This is a genomic window from Ascidiimonas meishanensis, assembly GCF_037782385.1.
GTDB lineage: Bacteria > Bacteroidota > Bacteroidia > Flavobacteriales > Flavobacteriaceae > Ascidiimonas > Ascidiimonas meishanensis.
On the sequence record NZ_JBBEXD010000008.1, the window covers coordinates 20132 to 36823 of the forward strand.

Sequence of the window (16692 nt, forward strand, 5' to 3'; positions counted from 1 at the left end):
TAAGTTAAAGACATGAGAAAAAGACAGGCGAAAAAAAGACCTCTTTTACCGGATCCAAAATTTAACGATCAACTAGTAACGAGATTTGTAAATAACTTGATGTGGGATGGTAAAAAGTCAGTTGCATTTAAGGTTTTTTATGATGCAATGGAAATTGTAGAGGAGAAAAAAAATGATGACGAAAAAACGGCATTAGAAATATGGAAGGATGCATTGTCAAATGTTATGCCACATGTGGAAGTAAGAAGTCGTCGTGTGGGTGGAGCTACTTTCCAAATTCCAATGCAAATCAGGCCAGACCGAAAGGTTTCAATGGCAATGAAGTGGTTGATTAGTTACGCAAGAAAGCGAAATGAGAAATCAATGCCACAAAGACTAGCCTCTGAGGTATTAGCAGCTGCTAAAGAAGAAGGAGCGGCGGTTAAGAAAAGAGTAGATACTCATAAAATGGCTGAGGCTAATAAAGCATTTTCCCACTTTAGATTTTAATCAGAAATGGCAAGAGATTTAAAATACACGAGAAATATAGGTATTGCTGCACATATCGATGCTGGTAAGACCACTACAACAGAGCGTATATTATTTTATACGGGTGTTAGCCACAAAATAGGAGAGGTGCATGATGGTGCCGCTACTATGGATTGGATGGAGCAAGAGCAGGAGCGTGGTATTACTATTACCTCTGCTGCCACAACTTGTGAATGGAAGTTCCCGACAGAAAATGGGCTACCTACCGATGATGCTAAGGATTATCATTTTAATATCATTGATACTCCGGGTCATGTTGATTTTACAGTAGAAGTTAATCGTTCTTTAAGAGTGCTTGATGGATTAGTTTTCTTGTTTAGTGCTGTTGACGGTGTAGAGCCGCAATCAGAAACTAACTGGAGGTTAGCAGACAATTATAAGGTTCCTAGAATTGGTTTTGTAAATAAGATGGATCGTCAAGGATCTAACTTTTTAATGGTTTGTAATCAAGTCAAAACAATGCTTGGGTCCAATGCTGTGCCAATCGTTTTACCCATTGGTGATGAAAGCGATTTTAAAGGTATCGTTGACCTAGCTAAAAACAGAGCCATTGTTTGGCATGAAGAAGGTTTTGGTTCTACTTTTGATATCGTAGATATTCCCGAAGAAATGAAAGCAGAAGTAAAGGAGTATAGAGCTGCTTTAATTGAAGCTGTTGCGGAATATGATGAAGATCTAATGGAGAAATTTTTCGAGGACGAAGATTCTATTACAGAAGAAGAAGTTCATGCAGCATTAAGAGCAGCTGTGATGGATCGTGCTATCATTCCTATGATTTGCGGTTCTTCATTCAAAAATAAAGGTGTACAGTTTTTATTAGATGCAGTTTGTAGATACTTGCCATCTCCTATTGATAAGGACGATATAGTAGGTGTTGATCCAAATACAGGTGAGCAGATTACGCGAAAGCCAGATGTAAAAGAACCTTTTGCGGCCTTGGCATTTAAGATTGCTACAGACCCCTTTGTAGGTCGTTTGGCATTCTTTAGAACATATTCTGGTCGTTTAGATGCGGGATCTTACATTTTGAATAATAGATCAGGTAAAAAAGAACGTATTTCACGTATTTATCAAATGCATTCTAACAAACAGAATGCTATTGACTTTATTGAAGCAGGTGATATTGGAGCCGCTGTAGGTTTTAAAGATATTAAAACCGGTGATACCATGTCTGCGGAAAAGCATCCGATAATACTTGAAAGTATGGATTTTCCAGATCCAGTAATTGGTATTGCGGTAGAGCCTAAAACAAAAGCAGATGTTGATAAGCTGGGAATGGCGTTAGCTAAATTAGCAGAAGAAGATCCAACTTTTCAGGTGAAGACAGATGAAGCATCTGGTCAAACCATTATATCTGGTATGGGAGAACTTCATCTAGATATTATTGTTGATAGGTTGAGACGCGAATTTAAAGTTGAGGTTAACGAAGGTGAGCCACAAGTAGAATATAAGGAGGCTTTAACTAAATTAGCTTCGCATAGAGAGGTTTATAAGAAGCAATCTGGTGGTCGTGGTAAATTTGCGGACATCGTATTTGAAATGGGACCTGCAGATGATGATTTTGAAGGCGACGGATTGCAATTTGTTGATGAAATTAAAGGGGGTCGTATTCCTAAAGAATTCATTCCATCGGTTGAAAAAGGTTTCCAAACTGCAATGAAAAATGGTCCTTTGGCTGGTTTTGAGATGGATTCTATGAAAGTTACCCTAAAAGACGGTTCCTTCCATGCGGTAGATTCTGATTCTTTGTCTTTTGAACTTGCTGCAAAAATGGGATATAAATCTGCAGGTAGAGCTGCTGGTGCCGTTATCTTGGAACCAATTATGAAAATAGAAGTATTGACTCCCGAAGAGAATATGGGGGATATAGTTGGAGATTTAAATAGAAGAAGAGGTACTATCAGTGATATGAGCGACAGAGCAGGGTCTAAGGTAGTGAAGGGAGAAGTTCCGTTGTCAGAAATGTTTGGTTACGTAACCTCCTTAAGAACACTTTCTTCAGGTAGAGCAACTTCAACGATGGAATTTGCGCGCTATGCGGAAACTCCTTCAAGTATTTCAGAAGCGGTAATTAAGGCCTCAAAAGGCGTAACTGCATAAATTTTAGAAGATGAGTCAAAAAATTAGAATAAAATTAAAATCATACGATCATAATTTAGTAGATAAATCTGCTGAGAAAATCGTAAAGACTGTTAAAACAACGGGTGCAGTAGTTACAGGACCTATTCCTCTTCCTACGCACAAAAAAATCTTTACGGTATTAAGATCACCTCACGTAAACAAAAAGTCTCGAGAACAATTTCAATTGAGTTCTTATAAGAGATTATTAGATATCTACAGTTCTTCATCTAAAACAATTGATGCTTTGATGAAGTTAGAGCTACCTAGTGGAGTTGAAGTGGAGATTAAGGTTTGATGATTGAATAGAAGTGGTACTTCTAAAGACATGTCCGGAGCGTTTCGCGAAGGAAAAACGGTAATAAATACATTCAGGGTTGAAGTATTTTTGACCCTGTTTTTTTGAGTAAATAAATAAATGTTAATAACGTAGGTCTCAACTTTAAAAATTAGATGAGGTCTTAAAACTAAATGTAAATGTCTGGGTTAATTGGAAAAAAGATTGGCATGACCAGTATTTATGACGAGAACGGGAAAAATATTCCTTGTACCGTCATAGAAGCGGGTCCGTGTGTAGTTACCCAAGTCAGAACCGAGGAGGTTGACGGGTATAGTGCCCTTCAGCTTGGTTTCGATGACAAGGCAGAAAAACGTGCGAATAAGTCTCAACAGGGACATTTTAAAAAAGCAGGTACTTCGCCAAAGAAAAAAGTCGTTGAATTCCAAGATTTTGAAGGAGAATTTAAATTAGGAGACACCGTTGGTGTTGATCATTTTATTGAAGGAGAATTTGTGGATGTAAGTGGAACATCCAAAGGAAAAGGTTTTCAAGGTGTAGTTAAAAGACATGGCTTTGCCGGTGTCGGACAAGCAACTCACGGACAACATAATCGTTTAAGGGCTCCGGGTTCTATTGGTGCGTCTTCTTATCCGTCAAGAGTATTTAAAGGAATGCGAATGGCAGGTAGAATGGGTGCTGAGCGAGTAACTGTTCAGAATTTAAGAGTGCTTAAAGTAGTTCCTGAAAAAAATCTTTTAGTAGTTAAAGGTTGCGTTCCAGGTCACAAGAACGCATACGTAATCATTCAGAAGTAATGGAAGTAGCAGTAGTAGATATTAACGGAAAAGATACCGGAAGGAAAGTTGAGCTTTCTGATTCGGTTTTTGCAATAGAGCCTAATAAGCATGCTGTTTATTTAGATGTTAAACGGTATTTGGCAAATCAGAGACAAGGAACTCATAAAGCTAAAGAAAGAGCAGAAATAGCTGGTAGTACCAGAAAGATTAAAAAGCAAAAAGGAACAGGTACTGCTCGTGCGGGTAGTATTAAAAATCCTTTGTTTGTTGGTGGAGGTAGAGTCTTTGGTCCAAGACCTAAAGATTACACTCAGAAGCTTAACAAAAACCTTAAAAGGTTGGCTAGGAAATCTGCTTTAAGTATAAAAGCAAATGAGCAGTCAATAACAGTGCTTGAAGACTTTAGTTTAGAGGCTCCAAAAACAAAAGATTTTATAAATATTTTAAAGGCTTTGGGTCTTGAAAATAAAAAATCGTTGTTTGTGTTGGGTGATTTAAATAATAATGTATATTTGTCGTCACGTAATTTGAAGTCCTCACAAGTTGTAACAAGTTCAGAATTAAGCACTTACAAGATTTTAAATGTTAATAATGTAGTGCTTACAGAAGGGTCACTAGAGGGAATTGAATCTAACTTAACAAAATAAGGAGCCACATGAATGTATTAATAAAGCCAGTAATAACGGAAAAAATGACCGCTGAAAGCGAGCGTTTAAATCGTTATGGTTTCATAGTAGATCCTAGAGCTAATAAGCTCCAAATTAAAGATGCTGTTGAAGCTACTTATGGAGTAACTGTTGAGAAAGTTAGAACTATGAATTACGGACCTGAAAGAAAAACCCGCTTCACGAAAACCGGTGTTCAACACGGCAAGACAAATGCTTTTAAGAAAGCAATTGTTCAAGTTGCGGAAGGAGAAAATATTGATTTTTATAGCAATTTATAACTAGAGACGAATAATGTCAGTTAGAAAATTAAAACCGATAACCCCAGCACAGCGTTTTAGAGTAGTAAACGGATTTGACGCGATTACTACTGATAAGCCGGAGAAAAGTTTACTTACTCCGTTAAAAAGGTCTGGTGGTAGAAACAGTCAAGGAAAAATGACCATGCGTTACATAGGCGGGGGTCACAAGAGAAAGTATCGTATCATTGATTTTAAAAGATCAAAGACAGGCGTGGATGCTTCTGTTGAATCTATACAATATGATCCAAACAGAACAGCTTTTATTGCGCTTATAAAGTATACGGATGGAGAGAAGAATTACATCATCGCTCAAAATGGCCTGCAAGTAGGTCAGAAGGTGGTTTCTGGTGTGGATGCTGCTCCTGAAATAGGTAATGCAATACCGCTTAGTCATATCCCTTTGGGTACTATTATATCTTGTATTGAGTTAAGGCCAGGTCAAGGTGCCGTTATGGCAAGATCAGCTGGTGCTTTTGCCCAATTAATGGCAAGAGATAAGAAGTATGCTACTATCAAATTGCCATCTGGTGAAACAAGAATGATCTTGTCAGATTGTTTGGCTACAATAGGGGCGGTCTCTAATTCAGATCATCAATTAATTGTGTCTGGTAAGGCGGGTAGAAGTAGGTGGTTAGGTAGAAGACCTAGAACTAGACCTGTAGCTATGAACCCAGTAGATCATCCAATGGGTGGTGGTGAAGGAAGAGCTTCCGGAGGTCATCCTAGATCTAGAAATGGAGTTCCTGCAAAAGGTTTTAGAACAAGATCGAAGACCAAGTCGAGTAATAAGTATATTGTAGAACGTAGAAAGAAATAAAAGAATTTAGAAATGGCACGTTCACTTAAAAAAGGACCTTACGTTCACTATAGTTTAGAAAAAAAGATTCAACAGAATGTAGAGTCTGGTAAGAAGACAGTAATTAAGACCTGGTCTAGGGCATCTATGATTACCCCAGATTTTGTCGGGCAAACAATTGCTGTACATAATGGTCGCCAATTTGTTCCAGTATATGTTACTGAGAATATGGTGGGACATAAGTTAGGAGAATTTTCACCCACGCGTTCATTTAGAGGGCATGCAGGTGCGAAAAATAAAGGAAAAAAATAACAGGTAGCTATGGGAGTTCGAAAAAAAGAAAGAGCAGCGCAAATTAAAGAGGCAAAGAAAAGTCTTGCTTTTGCAAAGTTAAATAACTGCCCTACCTCACCTAGAAAAATGCGTCTAGTGGCGGATTTAGTTCGTGGTGAAAAGGTAGAAAAAGCACTTGCTATACTAAAGTTTAATTCTAAAGAAGCATCTCGACGCATTGAAAAGCTGTTGCTTTCCGCAATTGCTAATTGGCAAGCGAAGAATGAAGATGCTAATGTAGAAGAGGCTAATCTTTTTATTAAAGAGATTAAGGTAGATGGAGGCTCTATGCTGAAACGTCTGCGTCCAGCACCTCAAGGTAGAGCACATAGAATTAGAAAGCGTTCCAATCATGTTACATTGATTTTAGGAGCTAGTAATAATACACAAAGTTAGGAGAGAACATGGGACAAAAAACAAATCCAATCGGAAATCGCTTAGGTATCATTAGAGGATGGGAGTCCAATTGGTACGGAGGTAACGATTACGGCGATAAGCTTGCCGAAGACGATAAGATAAGAAAATATGTTCACGCGCGTCTCTCTAAAGCGAGTGTTTCAAGGGTAATTATAGAGCGAACCCTTAAGCTTGTAACCGTTACTATCACCACTGCAAGACCCGGTATTATTATTGGTAAAGGCGGTCAGGAGGTAGACAGGCTAAAGGAAGAGTTAAAGAAGATTACCGATAAGGAGGTTCAAATCAATATTTTTGAAATCAAACGACCAGAATTAGATGCAAATCTTGTTGCTGCAAGTATTGCGCGCCAGATAGAAAGTAGAATTTCATATCGCCGGGCAATAAAAATGGCTATTTCAGCTGCAATGAGGATGAATTGTGAGGGTATTAAAGTGATGATATCCGGGCGTTTGAATGGTGCTGAAATGGCACGTTCCGAGTCTTACAAAGACGGTAGAATTCCATTATCAACTTTTAGAGCTGATATTGATTACGCACTAGTGGAAGCGCATACTACTTATGGAAGATTAGGGATAAAAGTATGGATTATGAAAGGCGAAGTTTATGGAAAAAGAGAATTATCACCCTTAGTTGGAATGTCCAAAAAACAAGGTGGTAAAGGTGCTGGATCCGGTCCAAAAAAAGGAGCTCGTCGTAGAAAGTAATTTTTTAAAGTAAAGAAAAATGTTACAGCCAAAAAGAACCAAATATCGAAAAATGCAGAAAGGCCGTATGAAAGGGAATTCTCAGAGAGGATTTCAACTTTCAAATGGTATGTTTGGCATAAAATCGTTGGATTCATCATTTATAACATCACGTCAAATAGAAGCTGCTCGTGTTGCCGCTACTCGTTTTATGAAAAGAGAAGGTCAGTTATGGATTAAAATTTTTCCAGACAAGCCAATTACAAAAAAGCCTCTTGAAGTACGAATGGGTAAAGGTAAGGGAGCGCCAGAATATTGGGCCGCCGTTGTTAAACCAGGAAGAATAATGTTTGAAGTGGGTGGTGTTCCTATGGATGTCGCCAAAGAAGCATTACGCCTTGCGGCGCAAAAACTTCCTGTAAAAACCAAGTTTGTTATTGCACGTGATTACGTTGCCTAATAGTATTAGTTTATGAGACAGTCAGAAGTAAGAGAACTATCAATAACTGAGTTGCAGGAAAAGCTTGGTGAATCCAAAAAGAGTTATGCAGATTTAAAAATGGCTCATGCCATAACTCCTCTTGAGAATCCACTTCAATTGCGCAAAGCAAGAAGAACGGTAGCAAGATTGGCAACAGAGCTCACTAAAAGAGAATTACAATAATTCGATTCTGCTTAAAGATGGAAAAAAGAAATTTAAGAAAAGAGAGAATAGGGGTAGTTACTAGTAACCGAATGGAGAAATCAATAGTGGTTTCAGAGGTGAAAAGAGTAAAACATCCTATGTACGGTAAGTTTGTGTTGAAAACAAAGAAATATGTTGCACACGACGAAAAGAACGACTGCAATATTGGTGATACTGTAAAGATCATGGAAACAAGACCTTTGAGTAAAAGCAAATGTTGGAGATTGGTTGAAATCATTGAAAGAGCTAAGTAATTATGGTACAACAAGAATCTAGATTAAGAGTAGCAGACAATACCGGAGCAAAAGAAGTTTTGACAATCCGTGTATTAGGAGGTACAAAAAGAAGATATGCTTCTGTAGGTGATAAAATTGTTGTCACAGTAAAAGATGCCACTCCTAATGGTAGTGTTAAAAAGGGGCAGGTTTCTACAGCTGTAGTTGTTCGTACCAGAAAAGAGGTGAGAAGACCAGATGGTTCTTATATTCGCTTTGACGATAATGCTTGTGTTCTTTTGAATCCAACCGGAGAAATGAGAGGTACTCGTGTTTTCGGTCCGGTGGCGAGAGAACTTCGTGATAAGCAATTTATGAAGATCGTATCATTAGCACCAGAGGTGCTTTAATACAAGTTAAAGATGATAAAGCTAAAGATAAAATCAGGAGATACTGTTAAAGTTATTGCTGGAGACCATAAAGGTACTGAAGGTAAGGTTTTAAAGGTAGATCGTGAAAAAAATAAGGCAATTGTGGAGGGAGTAAACATGGTTTCAAAACACATGAAGCCTAGTGCTCAAAATCCTCAAGGAGGTATTGTTAAAAAAGAGGCTCCTCTTCATATTTCAAATCTTTCTTTAATAGATCCTAAATCAGGTGAAACTACAAGAGTAGGTATAGAAGAAAGAGATGGTAAAAAAGTAAGAATCTCTAAAAAATCAAATGAAGTAATTTAGTTATGGCTTACATTCCAAGATTAAAGCAAGAATATAGCGATAGAGTATCATCGGCTCTTACGGAAGAGTTTGGTTATACAAACGTTATGCAAGTACCTAAGTTAGAAAAAATAGTAATTAGCCGTGGGGTTGGTGCCGCCGTAGCCGATAAGAAACTTATTGATTACGCAGTAGATGAACTTACTAAGATTTCTGGTCAGAAGGCTGTTTCTACTATATCTAAAAAAGATGTAGCATCTTTTAAGCTTCGTAAGGGTATGCCAATTGGTGCTAAAGTAACGTTACGTGGAGAGCGTATGTACGAGTTTTTAGATAGACTTATTACTTCAGCATTGCCTAGGGTTAGAGATTTTAATGGGATTAGAGCTACTGGTTTTGATGGTAGAGGTAATTACAATCTAGGTGTAACAGAGCAGATAATTTTTCCTGAAATTGATATTGATAAAGTAAATAAAATTTCAGGTATGGATATTAGTTTTGTAACTTCTGCAAAGACAGATAAGGAAGCAAAATCACTATTAAGCGAATTAGGATTACCCTTTAAAAAGAATTAAAGTATGGCTAAAGAATCAATGAAAGCCCGTGAGGTAAAAAGACAAAAGCTGGTAGATAAGTATGCTGAAAAACGTAAGGCCTTGAAAGAAGCTGGAGATTATGAGGCTTTACAAAAGCTGCCTAAAAATGCTTCTCCTGTGAGATTGCACAATAGATGTAAGCTTACGGGTAGACCTAAAGGATATATGCGTACGTTTGGTATTTCTAGGGTAACTTTTCGGGAAATGGCCAATCAAGGCCTTATTCCGGGAGTTAAAAAAGCAAGTTGGTAATAGAATTAAAGGATATATTAAGATGTATACAGATCCTATAGCAGATTATTTAACAAGAATAAGAAACGCTAACAGTGCAGGGCACAGAGTGGTAGAGATACCTGCTTCTAAGCTTAAAAAAGAAATTACTAAGATCTTATTCGATCAAGGTTACATTCTTAGTTATAAGTTTGAAGATAATGTAGTGCAAGGTGTTATAAAGATAGCACTTAAGTATGATAAATTCACCAAAGAACCTGTTATCAGAAAGATACAGCGGATCAGTAAGCCTGGTCTAAGAAAGTATTCGGGTGCTGACAGTCTTCCTCGAATTCTCAATGGTTTGGGTATTGCAATTGTTTCAACTTCTCATGGAGTAATGACAAGTAAGCAAGCGCAACATGAGAATGTGGGTGGTGAAGTTTTATGTTACGTTTACTAAATATTAAAGACAAAAGAAATGTCAAGAATAGGTAAAAGTCCAATAAGTGTTCGAGAAGGCGTTGCAGTAACCATTAAAGATGGGGTTGTACACGTGAAAGGAAAGCTTGGTGAATTATCTCAGGAAATAAAGGAAATTGTCGTGAAACAAGAAGACGGCGAAATCACTTTAGAAACAACCAACAGTTCAAAGGGACAAAAGGCTAAACATGGCTTATATCGTTCATTAATTAACAATATGATCATTGGAGTTTCTGAAGGATTTACTGAGCAATTAGAATTAGTAGGTGTGGGTTACCGTGCAAGTAGTCAGGGTCAGAAATTAGATTTGGCACTTGGTTTTTCACACAATATTGTATTTGAATTGGCACCAGAGGTAAAAGTGGAAACTATATCTGAAAAAGGTAAAAATCCAATAATTAAGTTAAGTTCATACGACAAACAACTGATAGGACATGTAGCGGCAAAAATTCGTTCATTCCGTAAGCCAGAGCCTTATAAAGGAAAAGGGATCAAATTTGTAGGTGAACAGCTTAGAAGAAAAGCAGGTAAATCAGCTTAATAATTAGCAAAATGGGATTATCAAAGACTGAAAGAAGACAGCGTATTAAAAGCAGAATAAGAAAGGTGATAAACGGAACTTCCGAAAAACCTAGATTAGCTGTTTTTAGAAGTAATAACGAGATATACGCTCAAATAGTAGATGATACAACTGGTAAAACACTAGTAGCATCGTCGTCCAGAGACAAAGATATTAGTGGTAAAAAAGGCACAAAAACAGAATTAGCTGCTTTGGTTGGTAAATCTGTTGCTGCGAAAGCACTAAAATCAGGAATAGAAAATATTTCTTTTGATCGTGGAGGTTATTTATATCACGGGAGAGTTAAATCATTAGCAGAAGGCGCTAGAGAAGGCGGACTTAAATTCTAATTAAGATATGTATCAAAATTATAAAAACGTAGAGCTTGTAAAGCCTAGTGGACTGGAATTGAAAGACCGTTTGGTAGGAGTGCAAAGAGTTACTAAAGTAACCAAGGGTGGTAGAGCTTTTGGATTCTCTGCTATTGTTGTGGTAGGCGACGAGAATGGAGTCGTAGGTCATGGTTTGGGAAAATCTAAAGAAGTAGCAGATGCTATTTCCAAAGCAGTAGAAGACGCAAAGAAAAATTTAGTAAGAATACCTCTTGTTAAAGGTACAGTGCCTCATGATCAAAAAGGTAAATACGGAGGAGCAAGGGTTTATATTCAACCAGCTTCACAGGGTACAGGAGTTATTGCAGGTGGTGCGGTTAGAGCAGTATTAGAAGCAGTTGGTGTACACGATGTACTTTCTAAATCTCAAGGTTCTTCCAACCCACATAATGTTGTAAAAGCTACTTTTGATGCATTGTTGCGTCTTAGAGATGCAAGAACAATTGCAGCGCAAAGAGGAATATCTTTGGAAAAAGTTTTTAAAGGGTAAGTGTACAATTACTGTTGATAAATTAGTATAATGGGAAAGATAAAAATTACGCAAGTAAAAAGTAATATCAAACGTCCCGAGGACCAAAAAAGAACCCTCGAAGCGTTAGGACTTAGAAAAATAGGTCACAGCGTAGAGCATGAAGCTACTGCGCCAATTATTGGTATGGTAAATAAAATAAAACACTTAGTTTCTGTTGAAGAAGCTTAAGAAAAGAAATTTTTGGTCATGAATTTAAGTAATTTAAAACCTGCAGAAGGTTCAGTACATAAAGATGGTAAGAGAGTTGGTAGAGGTCAAGGTTCTGGAAAAGGTGGAACTGCAACCCGAGGCCACAAAGGTGCAAAATCTCGTTCAGGTTATTCTAAGAAAATAGGTTTTGAAGGTGGACAGATGCCACTTCAAAGACGAGTTCCTAAGTTTGGTTTTAAAAACATTAACCGTAAGGAATATCAAGGGGTTAATTTGAATAAACTTCAAGAACTGGTTGATAAGGGTGTTGTTAAAGATGTTTTGGATTTGCAAATTCTGATAGATCATGGTCTTGTTGGTAAAAATGACCTTGTTAAAATTTTAGGTGGAGGAGAGCTAAAGGCAAAGCTTAAAGTATCAGTTCATAAATTTACTGCCAGTGCTAAAGCGGCTATCGAAGCAGCAGGTGGTGAAGCAGTAACTTTATAAGTAAATAGAATGAAGAACTTTATTGAAACACTCTCCAATATTTGGAAAATAGAAGAACTTAAGGGGCGAATTTTAGTTACTTTAGGTCTTTTACTTGTGTATCGTTTTGGTGCGCATGTTGTACTTCCCGGTATTGATTCATTAGCGCTCTCTGAGCTTACAAGTAAAACAGATGGTGGTGGTCTTTTAGGTATATTAAATGCTTTTACAGGTGGTGCTTTTGCGAATGCTTCAGTTTTTGCTTTGGGTATTATGCCTTATATATCGGCCTCTATTGTCGTGCAGCTTATGGGAATTGCAATACCATATCTTCAAAAGTTACAAAAGGAAGGAGAAAGTGGAAGAAAAACAATTAACCAGATCACTAGATGGTTGACAATAGCAATTTGTTTGGTTCAAGCTCCGGCTTATCTTTACGGATTAGAGGCATTGGGTGTTCCACCAGATGCTTTTGTTTACGGAAGAGAACTTAATTTTATTGTACCTGCAGTTTTAATTCTTGTAACTGGAACTATTTTTGCAATGTGGTTAGGCGAAAAGATAACAGATAAGGGTATTGGTAATGGTATTTCTCTACTAATCATGGTAGGTATAATAGCAACATTGCCCGTGTCTTTTGCTCAAGAATTTGTTTCAAGGGTATCAGAAAACAATGGAGGACTAATGCTCATTCTCATAGAAGTTATTATTTGGTTTGTTGTTATTTTGGCTTGCGTTATGTTAGTGATGGCTACTAGACAGATTCCAGTACAATATGCTAGAAGAACTGCTTCTGGTGGTTATGAAAAGAATATTTTTGGTTCTAGACAATACATTCCTTTGAAATTGAATGCATCAGGTGTAATGCCTATCATATTTGCGCAAGCAATTATGTTTGTTCCAAGTGCACTTGCAAGTCTATCAGAGTCGGAAACAGCGCAGTCTATTCAAGCTGCTTTTGGAGATATCTTTGGATTGTGGTATAACATCGTTTTTGCTTTGTTGATTATCATATTCACATATTTTTATACAGCTATTACGGTTCCAACAAATAAAATGGCAGATGATTTAAAAAGAAGTGGTGGTTTTATACCAGGTATTAGACCAGGTAAAGAAACTTCAGATTATTTAGATAAAATAATGTCTCTGATAACATTTCCCGGTTCTTTGTTTTTAGCTTTAATCGCTGTATTACCAGCCGTGGTTGTTAAAATTGTGGGAATACAACAAGGATGGGCCTTATTTTATGGAGGTACCTCATTGCTTATTATGGTTGGAGTTGCAATAGATACCGTTCAACAAGTAAATTCATATCTGTTGAATAGACATTATGATGGTTTAATGAAAACAGGTAAAAATAGAAAAGTAGTTGCATAATTTATGGCAAAACAAGCAGCAATAGAACAAGACGGAACAATTATAGAAGCATTATCAAATGCTATGTTTCGTGTAGAATTAGAAAATGGACATGTAGTGACAGCTCATATATCAGGAAAAATGAGAATGCACTATATTAAATTGTTACCGGGCGACAAGGTCAAACTTGAAATGAGTCCATACGATTTATCAAAAGCTAGAATTACATATAGATATTAAAGTATAATAAATCAGATGAAAGTTAGAGCATCAGTAAAAAAGAGAAGTTCCGAGTGCAAGATTGTACGAAGAAAAGGTAGATTATACGTAATCAACAAAAAGAATCCTAGATTTAAACAAAGACAAGGTTAAGTTATGGCAAGAATCGCAGGGGTAGACATACCAAAACACAAAAGAGGAGTTATTTCGTTAACTTATATATTTGGAATAGGTAGAAGTAGATCTAAAAAAATTTTAGAAATTGCTCAGGTAAGTGAAGATAAAAAAGTTTCAGATTGGAATGACGACGAGATAGGTCGCATTCGTGATGCAGTCTCTTCTTTTAAAATTGAAGGAGAATTGCGTTCTGAAATTCAGCTAAACATTAAGCGATTAATGGATATAGGATGTTATAGAGGTATTCGTCATAGATCTGGTCTTCCTTTAAGAGGTCAGCGTACCAAAAATAACTCCAGAACAAGAAAAGGTAAGAGAAAAACGGTTGCTAACAAGAAGAAAGCAACTAAATAATAAATAGTAATATGGCAAAGTCAAATACTAAAACTTCCAAAAAGCGTAAGGTGATTGTTGAATCTGTTGGAGAAGCACATATTTCTGCTACTTTTAACAATATCATAATATCACTTACCAATAAAAAAGGAGATGTGGTATCCTGGTCTTCGGCGGGTAAAATGGGCTTCAGAGGTTCAAAAAAGAATACTCCGTACGCGGCACAGGTAGCTGCTGAAGATGCGGTAAAAACAGCTCAGGAAGCAGGACTTCGAAAAGTAAAGGTGTACGTAAAAGGACCTGGAAATGGAAGAGAATCTGCAATTAGATCTATACACAATGCAGGTATAGAAGTTACAGAGATAATAGATGTGACTCCATTACCACATAACGGATGTAGACCTCCAAAAAGAAGAAGAGTTTAATCAATTTTTTATGTATAACAGGGTTATCGAAGATTATCGAAGGAAAGCCTTAATTCATAATCAACCCGATTCAATTTTATAAAATGGCAAGATATACAGGTCCAAAAACAAAAATAGCCCGAAAGTTCGGTGAAGCTATTTTTGGTGATGACAAATCATTTGAAAAAAGAAATTATCCTCCCGGTCAACACGGTAATAATCGTAGGAGAGGGAAAAAATCTGAATATGCTGTCCAGTTAATGGAAAAGCAAAAAGCGAAGTATACCTATGGTATTCTTGAGCGTCAGTTCAGAAACTTATTTGAAAGAGCAAATAGAAGTAAAGGAGTTACTGGTGAAGTGCTTCTTCAATTATGCGAATCACGCTTAGATAATGTGGTTTATCGTATGGGTGTTGCCCCTTCTAGAAGAGGTGCTAGACAATTGGTTTCTCACAGGCACATTACAGTGAATGGAGAAATTGTTAACATCCCTTCTTATTCTTTAAAAGTAGGAGACGTCGTAGGAGTTCGAGAGAAATCAAAATCCCTACAGATTATTGAAGACTCACTGGCTGGAAATAGCAGTGTTTACGAATGGATCACATGGAATACGGAGAAATTGGAAGGTACTTTTGTGACCATTCCTGAAAGACTTCAGATTCCTGAAAATATCAAAGAACAACTAATAGTCGAGTTATACTCTAAATAATAATCAGACAGCAGTCCTATTATGGCAATATTTAATTTTCAAAAGCCCGATAAAGTTATAATGATCGATTCGTCCGATTTTGAAGGGAAATTCGAGTTTCGCCCTTTAGAACCAGGATATGGATTGACCGTTGGTAACGCGTTACGTAGAGTACTTCTTTCTTCTTTGGAAGGGTTCGCTATCACATCGGTAAGAATAGATAAAGTAGAACACGAATTCTCTACAATACCTGGTGTTGTAGAAGACGTGACGGAAATAATTCTTAATCTTAAGCAAGTTCGTTTCAAGAGACAAATAGAAGATATCGATAATGAAACGGTATCTATTTCTGTTACCGGAAAAGAACAACTAACAGCGGGTGATTTCCAGAAGTTTATTTCTGGATTTCAAGTGCTTAATCCAGACCTTGTTATTGGTAATATGGAACCTGGTGTTAGTATCAATATGGAAATTTCCATTGAGAAGGGTAGAGGATATGTACCTGCTGAAGAAAATAGAAAATCTAACGCACCATTAGGTACAATTGCAACGGATGCAATCTTTACACCTATTAAAAATGTAAAGTATAGTATCGAGAACTATCGTGTAGAACAAAAAACTGATTACGAAAAATTAGTTTTTGAAATTATATCAGATGGTTCAATACATCCTAAAGATGCGTTGACCGAGGCTGCTAAGACACTGATACATCATTTCATGTTATTCTCAGATGAAAGAATTACTCTGGAAGCAGATGAGATAGCTCAAACGGAGACCTATGATGAAGAATCACTGCATATGAGACAATTGCTTAAAACCAAATTGGTTGATATGGATTTATCCGTAAGAGCATTAAATTGTCTTAAAGCCGCAGAAGTAGATACTTTAGGAGACCTTGTATCTTTCAATAAAAACGATTTGATGAAGTTTAGAAATTTTGGTAAAAAATCGTTGACAGAACTTGAAGAGTTGGTAAATGTGAAAGGGCTTAGTTTTGGAATGGATTTATCCAAGTATAAATTAGATAAAGACTAACTCTAGTTACGAGTTGAATACGAAGAAAAATGAGACACGGAAAAAAAAATAATCACTTAGGTAGAAAGTCGGCGCACAGAAAAGCAATGCTTGCGAATATGGCTTGCTCACTTATTGAACATAAAAGAATAAATACAACAGTTGCTAAAGCCAAAGCTTTAAAACAGTTTGTTGAACCTTTAGTTACAAAGTCTAAAGAAGATTCTACGCATAACAGAAGAATTGTTTTTAGTTATTTGCGCAATAAATATGCGGTAGCAGAGCTCTTTAGAGACGTAGCGGCGAAAGTTGGAGACAGACCGGGTGGATATACAAGAATCATTAAACTGGGTAATAGGTTAGGTGATAATGCGGAAATGGCATTAATAGAGCTTGTTGACTATAATGAAATCTACAATACTGGTAAGAAAGAAGTCAAACAAAAATCTACCAGAAGAAGTAGAGGTAGGAAAAAAGATGAAGCTGTTGCTGAAGCACAACCAGCGGTTTCAGAGGCTCCAAAAGCAGATGAAAATGAAGCTTCTACAGAAGAGTAATAATGTTAACTATAT

31 protein-coding genes are annotated in these 16692 nt (G+C 36.9%); all 31 read left to right on the forward strand.

What is annotated here, in order from left to right; all coding sequences use genetic code 11:
• Positions 1–12: 12 nt before the first annotated feature.
• The 31 genes from rpsG to rplQ all read left to right on the forward strand — a co-directional run bounded on the left by rpsG (position 13) and on the right by rplQ (position 16677).
• The gene (gene rpsG, locus WBG07_RS14310; RefSeq protein WP_340202207.1) at positions 13–489 is read left to right on the forward strand and encodes a 30S ribosomal protein S7; all 477 of its coding nucleotides are present in this window, start codon (positions 13–15) and stop codon (positions 487–489) included.
• A gap of 6 nt (positions 490–495) precedes the next feature.
• Entirely contained in the window at positions 496–2628 is a 2133-nt protein-coding gene (gene fusA / locus WBG07_RS14315; protein WP_340202208.1) for an elongation factor G, read from the forward strand.
• Between the two features lie 10 nt (positions 2629–2638).
• A complete protein-coding gene (gene rpsJ, locus WBG07_RS14320) occupies positions 2639–2944 on the forward strand; it encodes a 30S ribosomal protein S10 (protein ID WP_007094989.1) in 306 nt (101 codons plus the stop codon).
• A 179-nt stretch (positions 2945–3123) separates the two neighbouring features.
• On the forward strand, positions 3124–3741 hold the full coding sequence (rplC, locus tag WBG07_RS14325; protein ID WP_340202209.1) for a 50S ribosomal protein L3: 618 nt from the start codon (positions 3124–3126) through the stop codon (positions 3739–3741).
• Complete coding sequence (gene rplD / locus WBG07_RS14330) at positions 3741–4370, forward strand: 50S ribosomal protein L4 (protein WP_340202210.1); 630 nt, start codon at positions 3741–3743, stop codon at positions 4368–4370. The genes rplC and rplD overlap by 1 nt, the downstream gene beginning before the upstream one ends.
• A gap of 8 nt (positions 4371–4378) precedes the next feature.
• Positions 4379–4669 carry a 50S ribosomal protein L23 gene (gene rplW / locus WBG07_RS14335; protein ID WP_340202211.1) on the forward strand — a complete coding sequence of 97 codons (291 nt, stop codon included), beginning with the start codon at positions 4379–4381 and terminating at the stop codon, positions 4667–4669.
• A 13-nt stretch (positions 4670–4682) separates the two neighbouring features.
• Positions 4683–5507 carry a 50S ribosomal protein L2 gene (gene rplB, locus WBG07_RS14340; protein ID WP_340202212.1) on the forward strand — a complete coding sequence of 275 codons (825 nt, stop codon included), beginning with the start codon at positions 4683–4685 and terminating at the stop codon, positions 5505–5507.
• Positions 5508–5519: 12 nt separating this feature from the next.
• Complete coding sequence (gene rpsS / locus WBG07_RS14345; RefSeq protein WP_340202213.1) at positions 5520–5798, forward strand: 30S ribosomal protein S19; 279 nt, start codon at positions 5520–5522, stop codon at positions 5796–5798.
• 9 nt (positions 5799–5807) lie between these two features.
• Positions 5808–6215: a 50S ribosomal protein L22 gene (gene rplV, locus WBG07_RS14350; protein WP_340202214.1), complete on the forward strand. Its 408-nt coding sequence runs from the start codon at positions 5808–5810 to the stop codon at positions 6213–6215.
• Positions 6216–6223: 8 nt separating this feature from the next.
• Positions 6224–6943 carry a 30S ribosomal protein S3 gene (gene rpsC / locus WBG07_RS14355; protein ID WP_340202215.1) on the forward strand — a complete coding sequence of 240 codons (720 nt, stop codon included), beginning with the start codon at positions 6224–6226 and terminating at the stop codon, positions 6941–6943.
• Positions 6944–6962: 19 nt separating this feature from the next.
• A complete protein-coding gene (gene rplP, locus WBG07_RS14360) occupies positions 6963–7382 on the forward strand; it encodes a 50S ribosomal protein L16 (protein WP_340202216.1) in 420 nt (139 codons plus the stop codon).
• A 12-nt stretch (positions 7383–7394) separates the two neighbouring features.
• Positions 7395–7586, forward strand: coding sequence for a 50S ribosomal protein L29 (rpmC, locus tag WBG07_RS14365; RefSeq protein WP_340202217.1), 192 nt, complete (start codon positions 7395–7397; stop codon positions 7584–7586).
• Positions 7587–7603: 17 nt separating this feature from the next.
• Positions 7604–7861 (forward strand): 30S ribosomal protein S17, encoded by a 258-nt coding sequence (gene rpsQ / locus WBG07_RS14370; protein WP_340202218.1) that lies wholly within the window; start codon positions 7604–7606, stop codon positions 7859–7861.
• A gap of 2 nt (positions 7862–7863) precedes the next feature.
• Positions 7864–8232 carry a 50S ribosomal protein L14 gene (rplN, locus tag WBG07_RS14375; protein ID WP_340202219.1) on the forward strand — a complete coding sequence of 123 codons (369 nt, stop codon included), beginning with the start codon at positions 7864–7866 and terminating at the stop codon, positions 8230–8232.
• Positions 8233–8244: 12 nt separating this feature from the next.
• Complete coding sequence (gene rplX / locus WBG07_RS14380; protein WP_340202220.1) at positions 8245–8559, forward strand: 50S ribosomal protein L24; 315 nt, start codon at positions 8245–8247, stop codon at positions 8557–8559.
• A gap of 2 nt (positions 8560–8561) precedes the next feature.
• Positions 8562–9113, forward strand: coding sequence for a 50S ribosomal protein L5 (gene rplE / locus WBG07_RS14385; protein WP_340202221.1), 552 nt, complete (start codon positions 8562–8564; stop codon positions 9111–9113).
• Between the two features lie 3 nt (positions 9114–9116).
• Entirely contained in the window at positions 9117–9386 is a 270-nt protein-coding gene (rpsN, locus tag WBG07_RS14390; RefSeq protein WP_340202222.1) for a 30S ribosomal protein S14, read from the forward strand.
• Between the two features lie 22 nt (positions 9387–9408).
• Complete coding sequence (gene rpsH, locus WBG07_RS14395; protein ID WP_340202223.1) at positions 9409–9807, forward strand: 30S ribosomal protein S8; 399 nt, start codon at positions 9409–9411, stop codon at positions 9805–9807.
• A gap of 18 nt (positions 9808–9825) precedes the next feature.
• Positions 9826–10368: a 50S ribosomal protein L6 gene (rplF, locus tag WBG07_RS14400; RefSeq protein ID WP_340202224.1), complete on the forward strand. Its 543-nt coding sequence runs from the start codon at positions 9826–9828 to the stop codon at positions 10366–10368.
• Between the two features lie 11 nt (positions 10369–10379).
• Positions 10380–10736 carry a 50S ribosomal protein L18 gene (gene rplR / locus WBG07_RS14405; protein ID WP_340202225.1) on the forward strand — a complete coding sequence of 119 codons (357 nt, stop codon included), beginning with the start codon at positions 10380–10382 and terminating at the stop codon, positions 10734–10736.
• A 7-nt stretch (positions 10737–10743) separates the two neighbouring features.
• Complete coding sequence (rpsE, locus tag WBG07_RS14410; protein WP_340202226.1) at positions 10744–11268, forward strand: 30S ribosomal protein S5; 525 nt, start codon at positions 10744–10746, stop codon at positions 11266–11268.
• Between the two features lie 30 nt (positions 11269–11298).
• On the forward strand, positions 11299–11478 hold the full coding sequence (rpmD, locus tag WBG07_RS14415; protein ID WP_340202227.1) for a 50S ribosomal protein L30: 180 nt from the start codon (positions 11299–11301) through the stop codon (positions 11476–11478).
• An 18-nt stretch (positions 11479–11496) separates the two neighbouring features.
• Positions 11497–11949 (forward strand): 50S ribosomal protein L15, encoded by a 453-nt coding sequence (rplO, locus tag WBG07_RS14420; protein WP_340202228.1) that lies wholly within the window; start codon positions 11497–11499, stop codon positions 11947–11949.
• A gap of 9 nt (positions 11950–11958) precedes the next feature.
• Entirely contained in the window at positions 11959–13305 is a 1347-nt protein-coding gene (gene secY / locus WBG07_RS14425; protein WP_340202229.1) for a preprotein translocase subunit SecY, read from the forward strand.
• A 3-nt stretch (positions 13306–13308) separates the two neighbouring features.
• The gene (gene infA / locus WBG07_RS14430) at positions 13309–13524 is read left to right on the forward strand and encodes a translation initiation factor IF-1 (RefSeq protein ID WP_123216423.1); all 216 of its coding nucleotides are present in this window, start codon (positions 13309–13311) and stop codon (positions 13522–13524) included.
• A gap of 15 nt (positions 13525–13539) precedes the next feature.
• On the forward strand, positions 13540–13656 hold the full coding sequence (ykgO, locus tag WBG07_RS14435; protein ID WP_340202230.1) for a type B 50S ribosomal protein L36: 117 nt from the start codon (positions 13540–13542) through the stop codon (positions 13654–13656).
• Positions 13657–13659: 3 nt separating this feature from the next.
• On the forward strand, positions 13660–14034 hold the full coding sequence (rpsM, locus tag WBG07_RS14440; RefSeq protein ID WP_340202231.1) for a 30S ribosomal protein S13: 375 nt from the start codon (positions 13660–13662) through the stop codon (positions 14032–14034).
• Between the two features lie 11 nt (positions 14035–14045).
• The gene (gene rpsK / locus WBG07_RS14445; protein WP_340202232.1) at positions 14046–14438 is read left to right on the forward strand and encodes a 30S ribosomal protein S11; all 393 of its coding nucleotides are present in this window, start codon (positions 14046–14048) and stop codon (positions 14436–14438) included.
• A gap of 83 nt (positions 14439–14521) precedes the next feature.
• The gene (gene rpsD, locus WBG07_RS14450; RefSeq protein ID WP_340202233.1) at positions 14522–15127 is read left to right on the forward strand and encodes a 30S ribosomal protein S4; all 606 of its coding nucleotides are present in this window, start codon (positions 14522–14524) and stop codon (positions 15125–15127) included.
• A 21-nt stretch (positions 15128–15148) separates the two neighbouring features.
• Positions 15149–16141, forward strand: a complete 993-nt coding sequence (locus WBG07_RS14455; RefSeq protein ID WP_340202234.1) for a DNA-directed RNA polymerase subunit alpha — start codon at positions 15149–15151, stop codon at positions 16139–16141.
• A 29-nt stretch (positions 16142–16170) separates the two neighbouring features.
• A complete protein-coding gene (gene rplQ / locus WBG07_RS14460) occupies positions 16171–16677 on the forward strand; it encodes a 50S ribosomal protein L17 (RefSeq protein WP_340202235.1) in 507 nt (168 codons plus the stop codon).
• Positions 16678–16692 lie beyond the last annotated feature (15 nt).

What these genes read in the sequence shown, in the direction of transcription:
- rpsG (WP_340202207.1), top strand. Translation starts at nt 13, where the DNA reads ATGAGAAAAAGACAGGCGAAAAAAAGACCTCTTTTACCGGATCCAAAA.
- fusA (WP_340202208.1), top strand. Translation starts at nt 496, where the DNA reads ATGGCAAGAGATTTAAAATACACGAGAAATATAGGTATTGCTGCACAT.
- rpsJ (WP_007094989.1), top strand. Translation starts at nt 2,639, where the DNA reads ATGAGTCAAAAAATTAGAATAAAATTAAAATCATACGATCATAATTTA.
- rplC (WP_340202209.1), top strand. Translation starts at nt 3,124, where the DNA reads ATGTCTGGGTTAATTGGAAAAAAGATTGGCATGACCAGTATTTATGAC.
- rplD (WP_340202210.1), top strand. Translation starts at nt 3,741, where the DNA reads ATGGAAGTAGCAGTAGTAGATATTAACGGAAAAGATACCGGAAGGAAA.
- rplW (WP_340202211.1), top strand. Translation starts at nt 4,379, where the DNA reads ATGAATGTATTAATAAAGCCAGTAATAACGGAAAAAATGACCGCTGAA.
- rplB (WP_340202212.1), top strand. Translation starts at nt 4,683, where the DNA reads ATGTCAGTTAGAAAATTAAAACCGATAACCCCAGCACAGCGTTTTAGA.
- rpsS (WP_340202213.1), top strand. Translation starts at nt 5,520, where the DNA reads ATGGCACGTTCACTTAAAAAAGGACCTTACGTTCACTATAGTTTAGAA.
- rplV (WP_340202214.1), top strand. Translation starts at nt 5,808, where the DNA reads ATGGGAGTTCGAAAAAAAGAAAGAGCAGCGCAAATTAAAGAGGCAAAG.
- rpsC (WP_340202215.1), top strand. Translation starts at nt 6,224, where the DNA reads ATGGGACAAAAAACAAATCCAATCGGAAATCGCTTAGGTATCATTAGA.
- rplP (WP_340202216.1), top strand. Translation starts at nt 6,963, where the DNA reads ATGTTACAGCCAAAAAGAACCAAATATCGAAAAATGCAGAAAGGCCGT.
- rpmC (WP_340202217.1), top strand. Translation starts at nt 7,395, where the DNA reads ATGAGACAGTCAGAAGTAAGAGAACTATCAATAACTGAGTTGCAGGAA.
- rpsQ (WP_340202218.1), top strand. Translation starts at nt 7,604, where the DNA reads ATGGAAAAAAGAAATTTAAGAAAAGAGAGAATAGGGGTAGTTACTAGT.
- rplN (WP_340202219.1), top strand. Translation starts at nt 7,864, where the DNA reads ATGGTACAACAAGAATCTAGATTAAGAGTAGCAGACAATACCGGAGCA.
- rplX (WP_340202220.1), top strand. Translation starts at nt 8,245, where the DNA reads ATGATAAAGCTAAAGATAAAATCAGGAGATACTGTTAAAGTTATTGCT.
- rplE (WP_340202221.1), top strand. Translation starts at nt 8,562, where the DNA reads ATGGCTTACATTCCAAGATTAAAGCAAGAATATAGCGATAGAGTATCA.
- rpsN (WP_340202222.1), top strand. Translation starts at nt 9,117, where the DNA reads ATGGCTAAAGAATCAATGAAAGCCCGTGAGGTAAAAAGACAAAAGCTG.
- rpsH (WP_340202223.1), top strand. Translation starts at nt 9,409, where the DNA reads ATGTATACAGATCCTATAGCAGATTATTTAACAAGAATAAGAAACGCT.
- rplF (WP_340202224.1), top strand. Translation starts at nt 9,826, where the DNA reads ATGTCAAGAATAGGTAAAAGTCCAATAAGTGTTCGAGAAGGCGTTGCA.
- rplR (WP_340202225.1), top strand. Translation starts at nt 10,380, where the DNA reads ATGGGATTATCAAAGACTGAAAGAAGACAGCGTATTAAAAGCAGAATA.
- rpsE (WP_340202226.1), top strand. Translation starts at nt 10,744, where the DNA reads ATGTATCAAAATTATAAAAACGTAGAGCTTGTAAAGCCTAGTGGACTG.
- rpmD (WP_340202227.1), top strand. Translation starts at nt 11,299, where the DNA reads ATGGGAAAGATAAAAATTACGCAAGTAAAAAGTAATATCAAACGTCCC.
- rplO (WP_340202228.1), top strand. Translation starts at nt 11,497, where the DNA reads ATGAATTTAAGTAATTTAAAACCTGCAGAAGGTTCAGTACATAAAGAT.
- secY (WP_340202229.1), top strand. Translation starts at nt 11,959, where the DNA reads ATGAAGAACTTTATTGAAACACTCTCCAATATTTGGAAAATAGAAGAA.
- infA (WP_123216423.1), top strand. Translation starts at nt 13,309, where the DNA reads ATGGCAAAACAAGCAGCAATAGAACAAGACGGAACAATTATAGAAGCA.
- ykgO (WP_340202230.1), top strand. Translation starts at nt 13,540, where the DNA reads ATGAAAGTTAGAGCATCAGTAAAAAAGAGAAGTTCCGAGTGCAAGATT.
- rpsM (WP_340202231.1), top strand. Translation starts at nt 13,660, where the DNA reads ATGGCAAGAATCGCAGGGGTAGACATACCAAAACACAAAAGAGGAGTT.
- rpsK (WP_340202232.1), top strand. Translation starts at nt 14,046, where the DNA reads ATGGCAAAGTCAAATACTAAAACTTCCAAAAAGCGTAAGGTGATTGTT.
- rpsD (WP_340202233.1), top strand. Translation starts at nt 14,522, where the DNA reads ATGGCAAGATATACAGGTCCAAAAACAAAAATAGCCCGAAAGTTCGGT.
- WBG07_RS14455 (WP_340202234.1), top strand. Translation starts at nt 15,149, where the DNA reads ATGGCAATATTTAATTTTCAAAAGCCCGATAAAGTTATAATGATCGAT.
- rplQ (WP_340202235.1), top strand. Translation starts at nt 16,171, where the DNA reads ATGAGACACGGAAAAAAAAATAATCACTTAGGTAGAAAGTCGGCGCAC.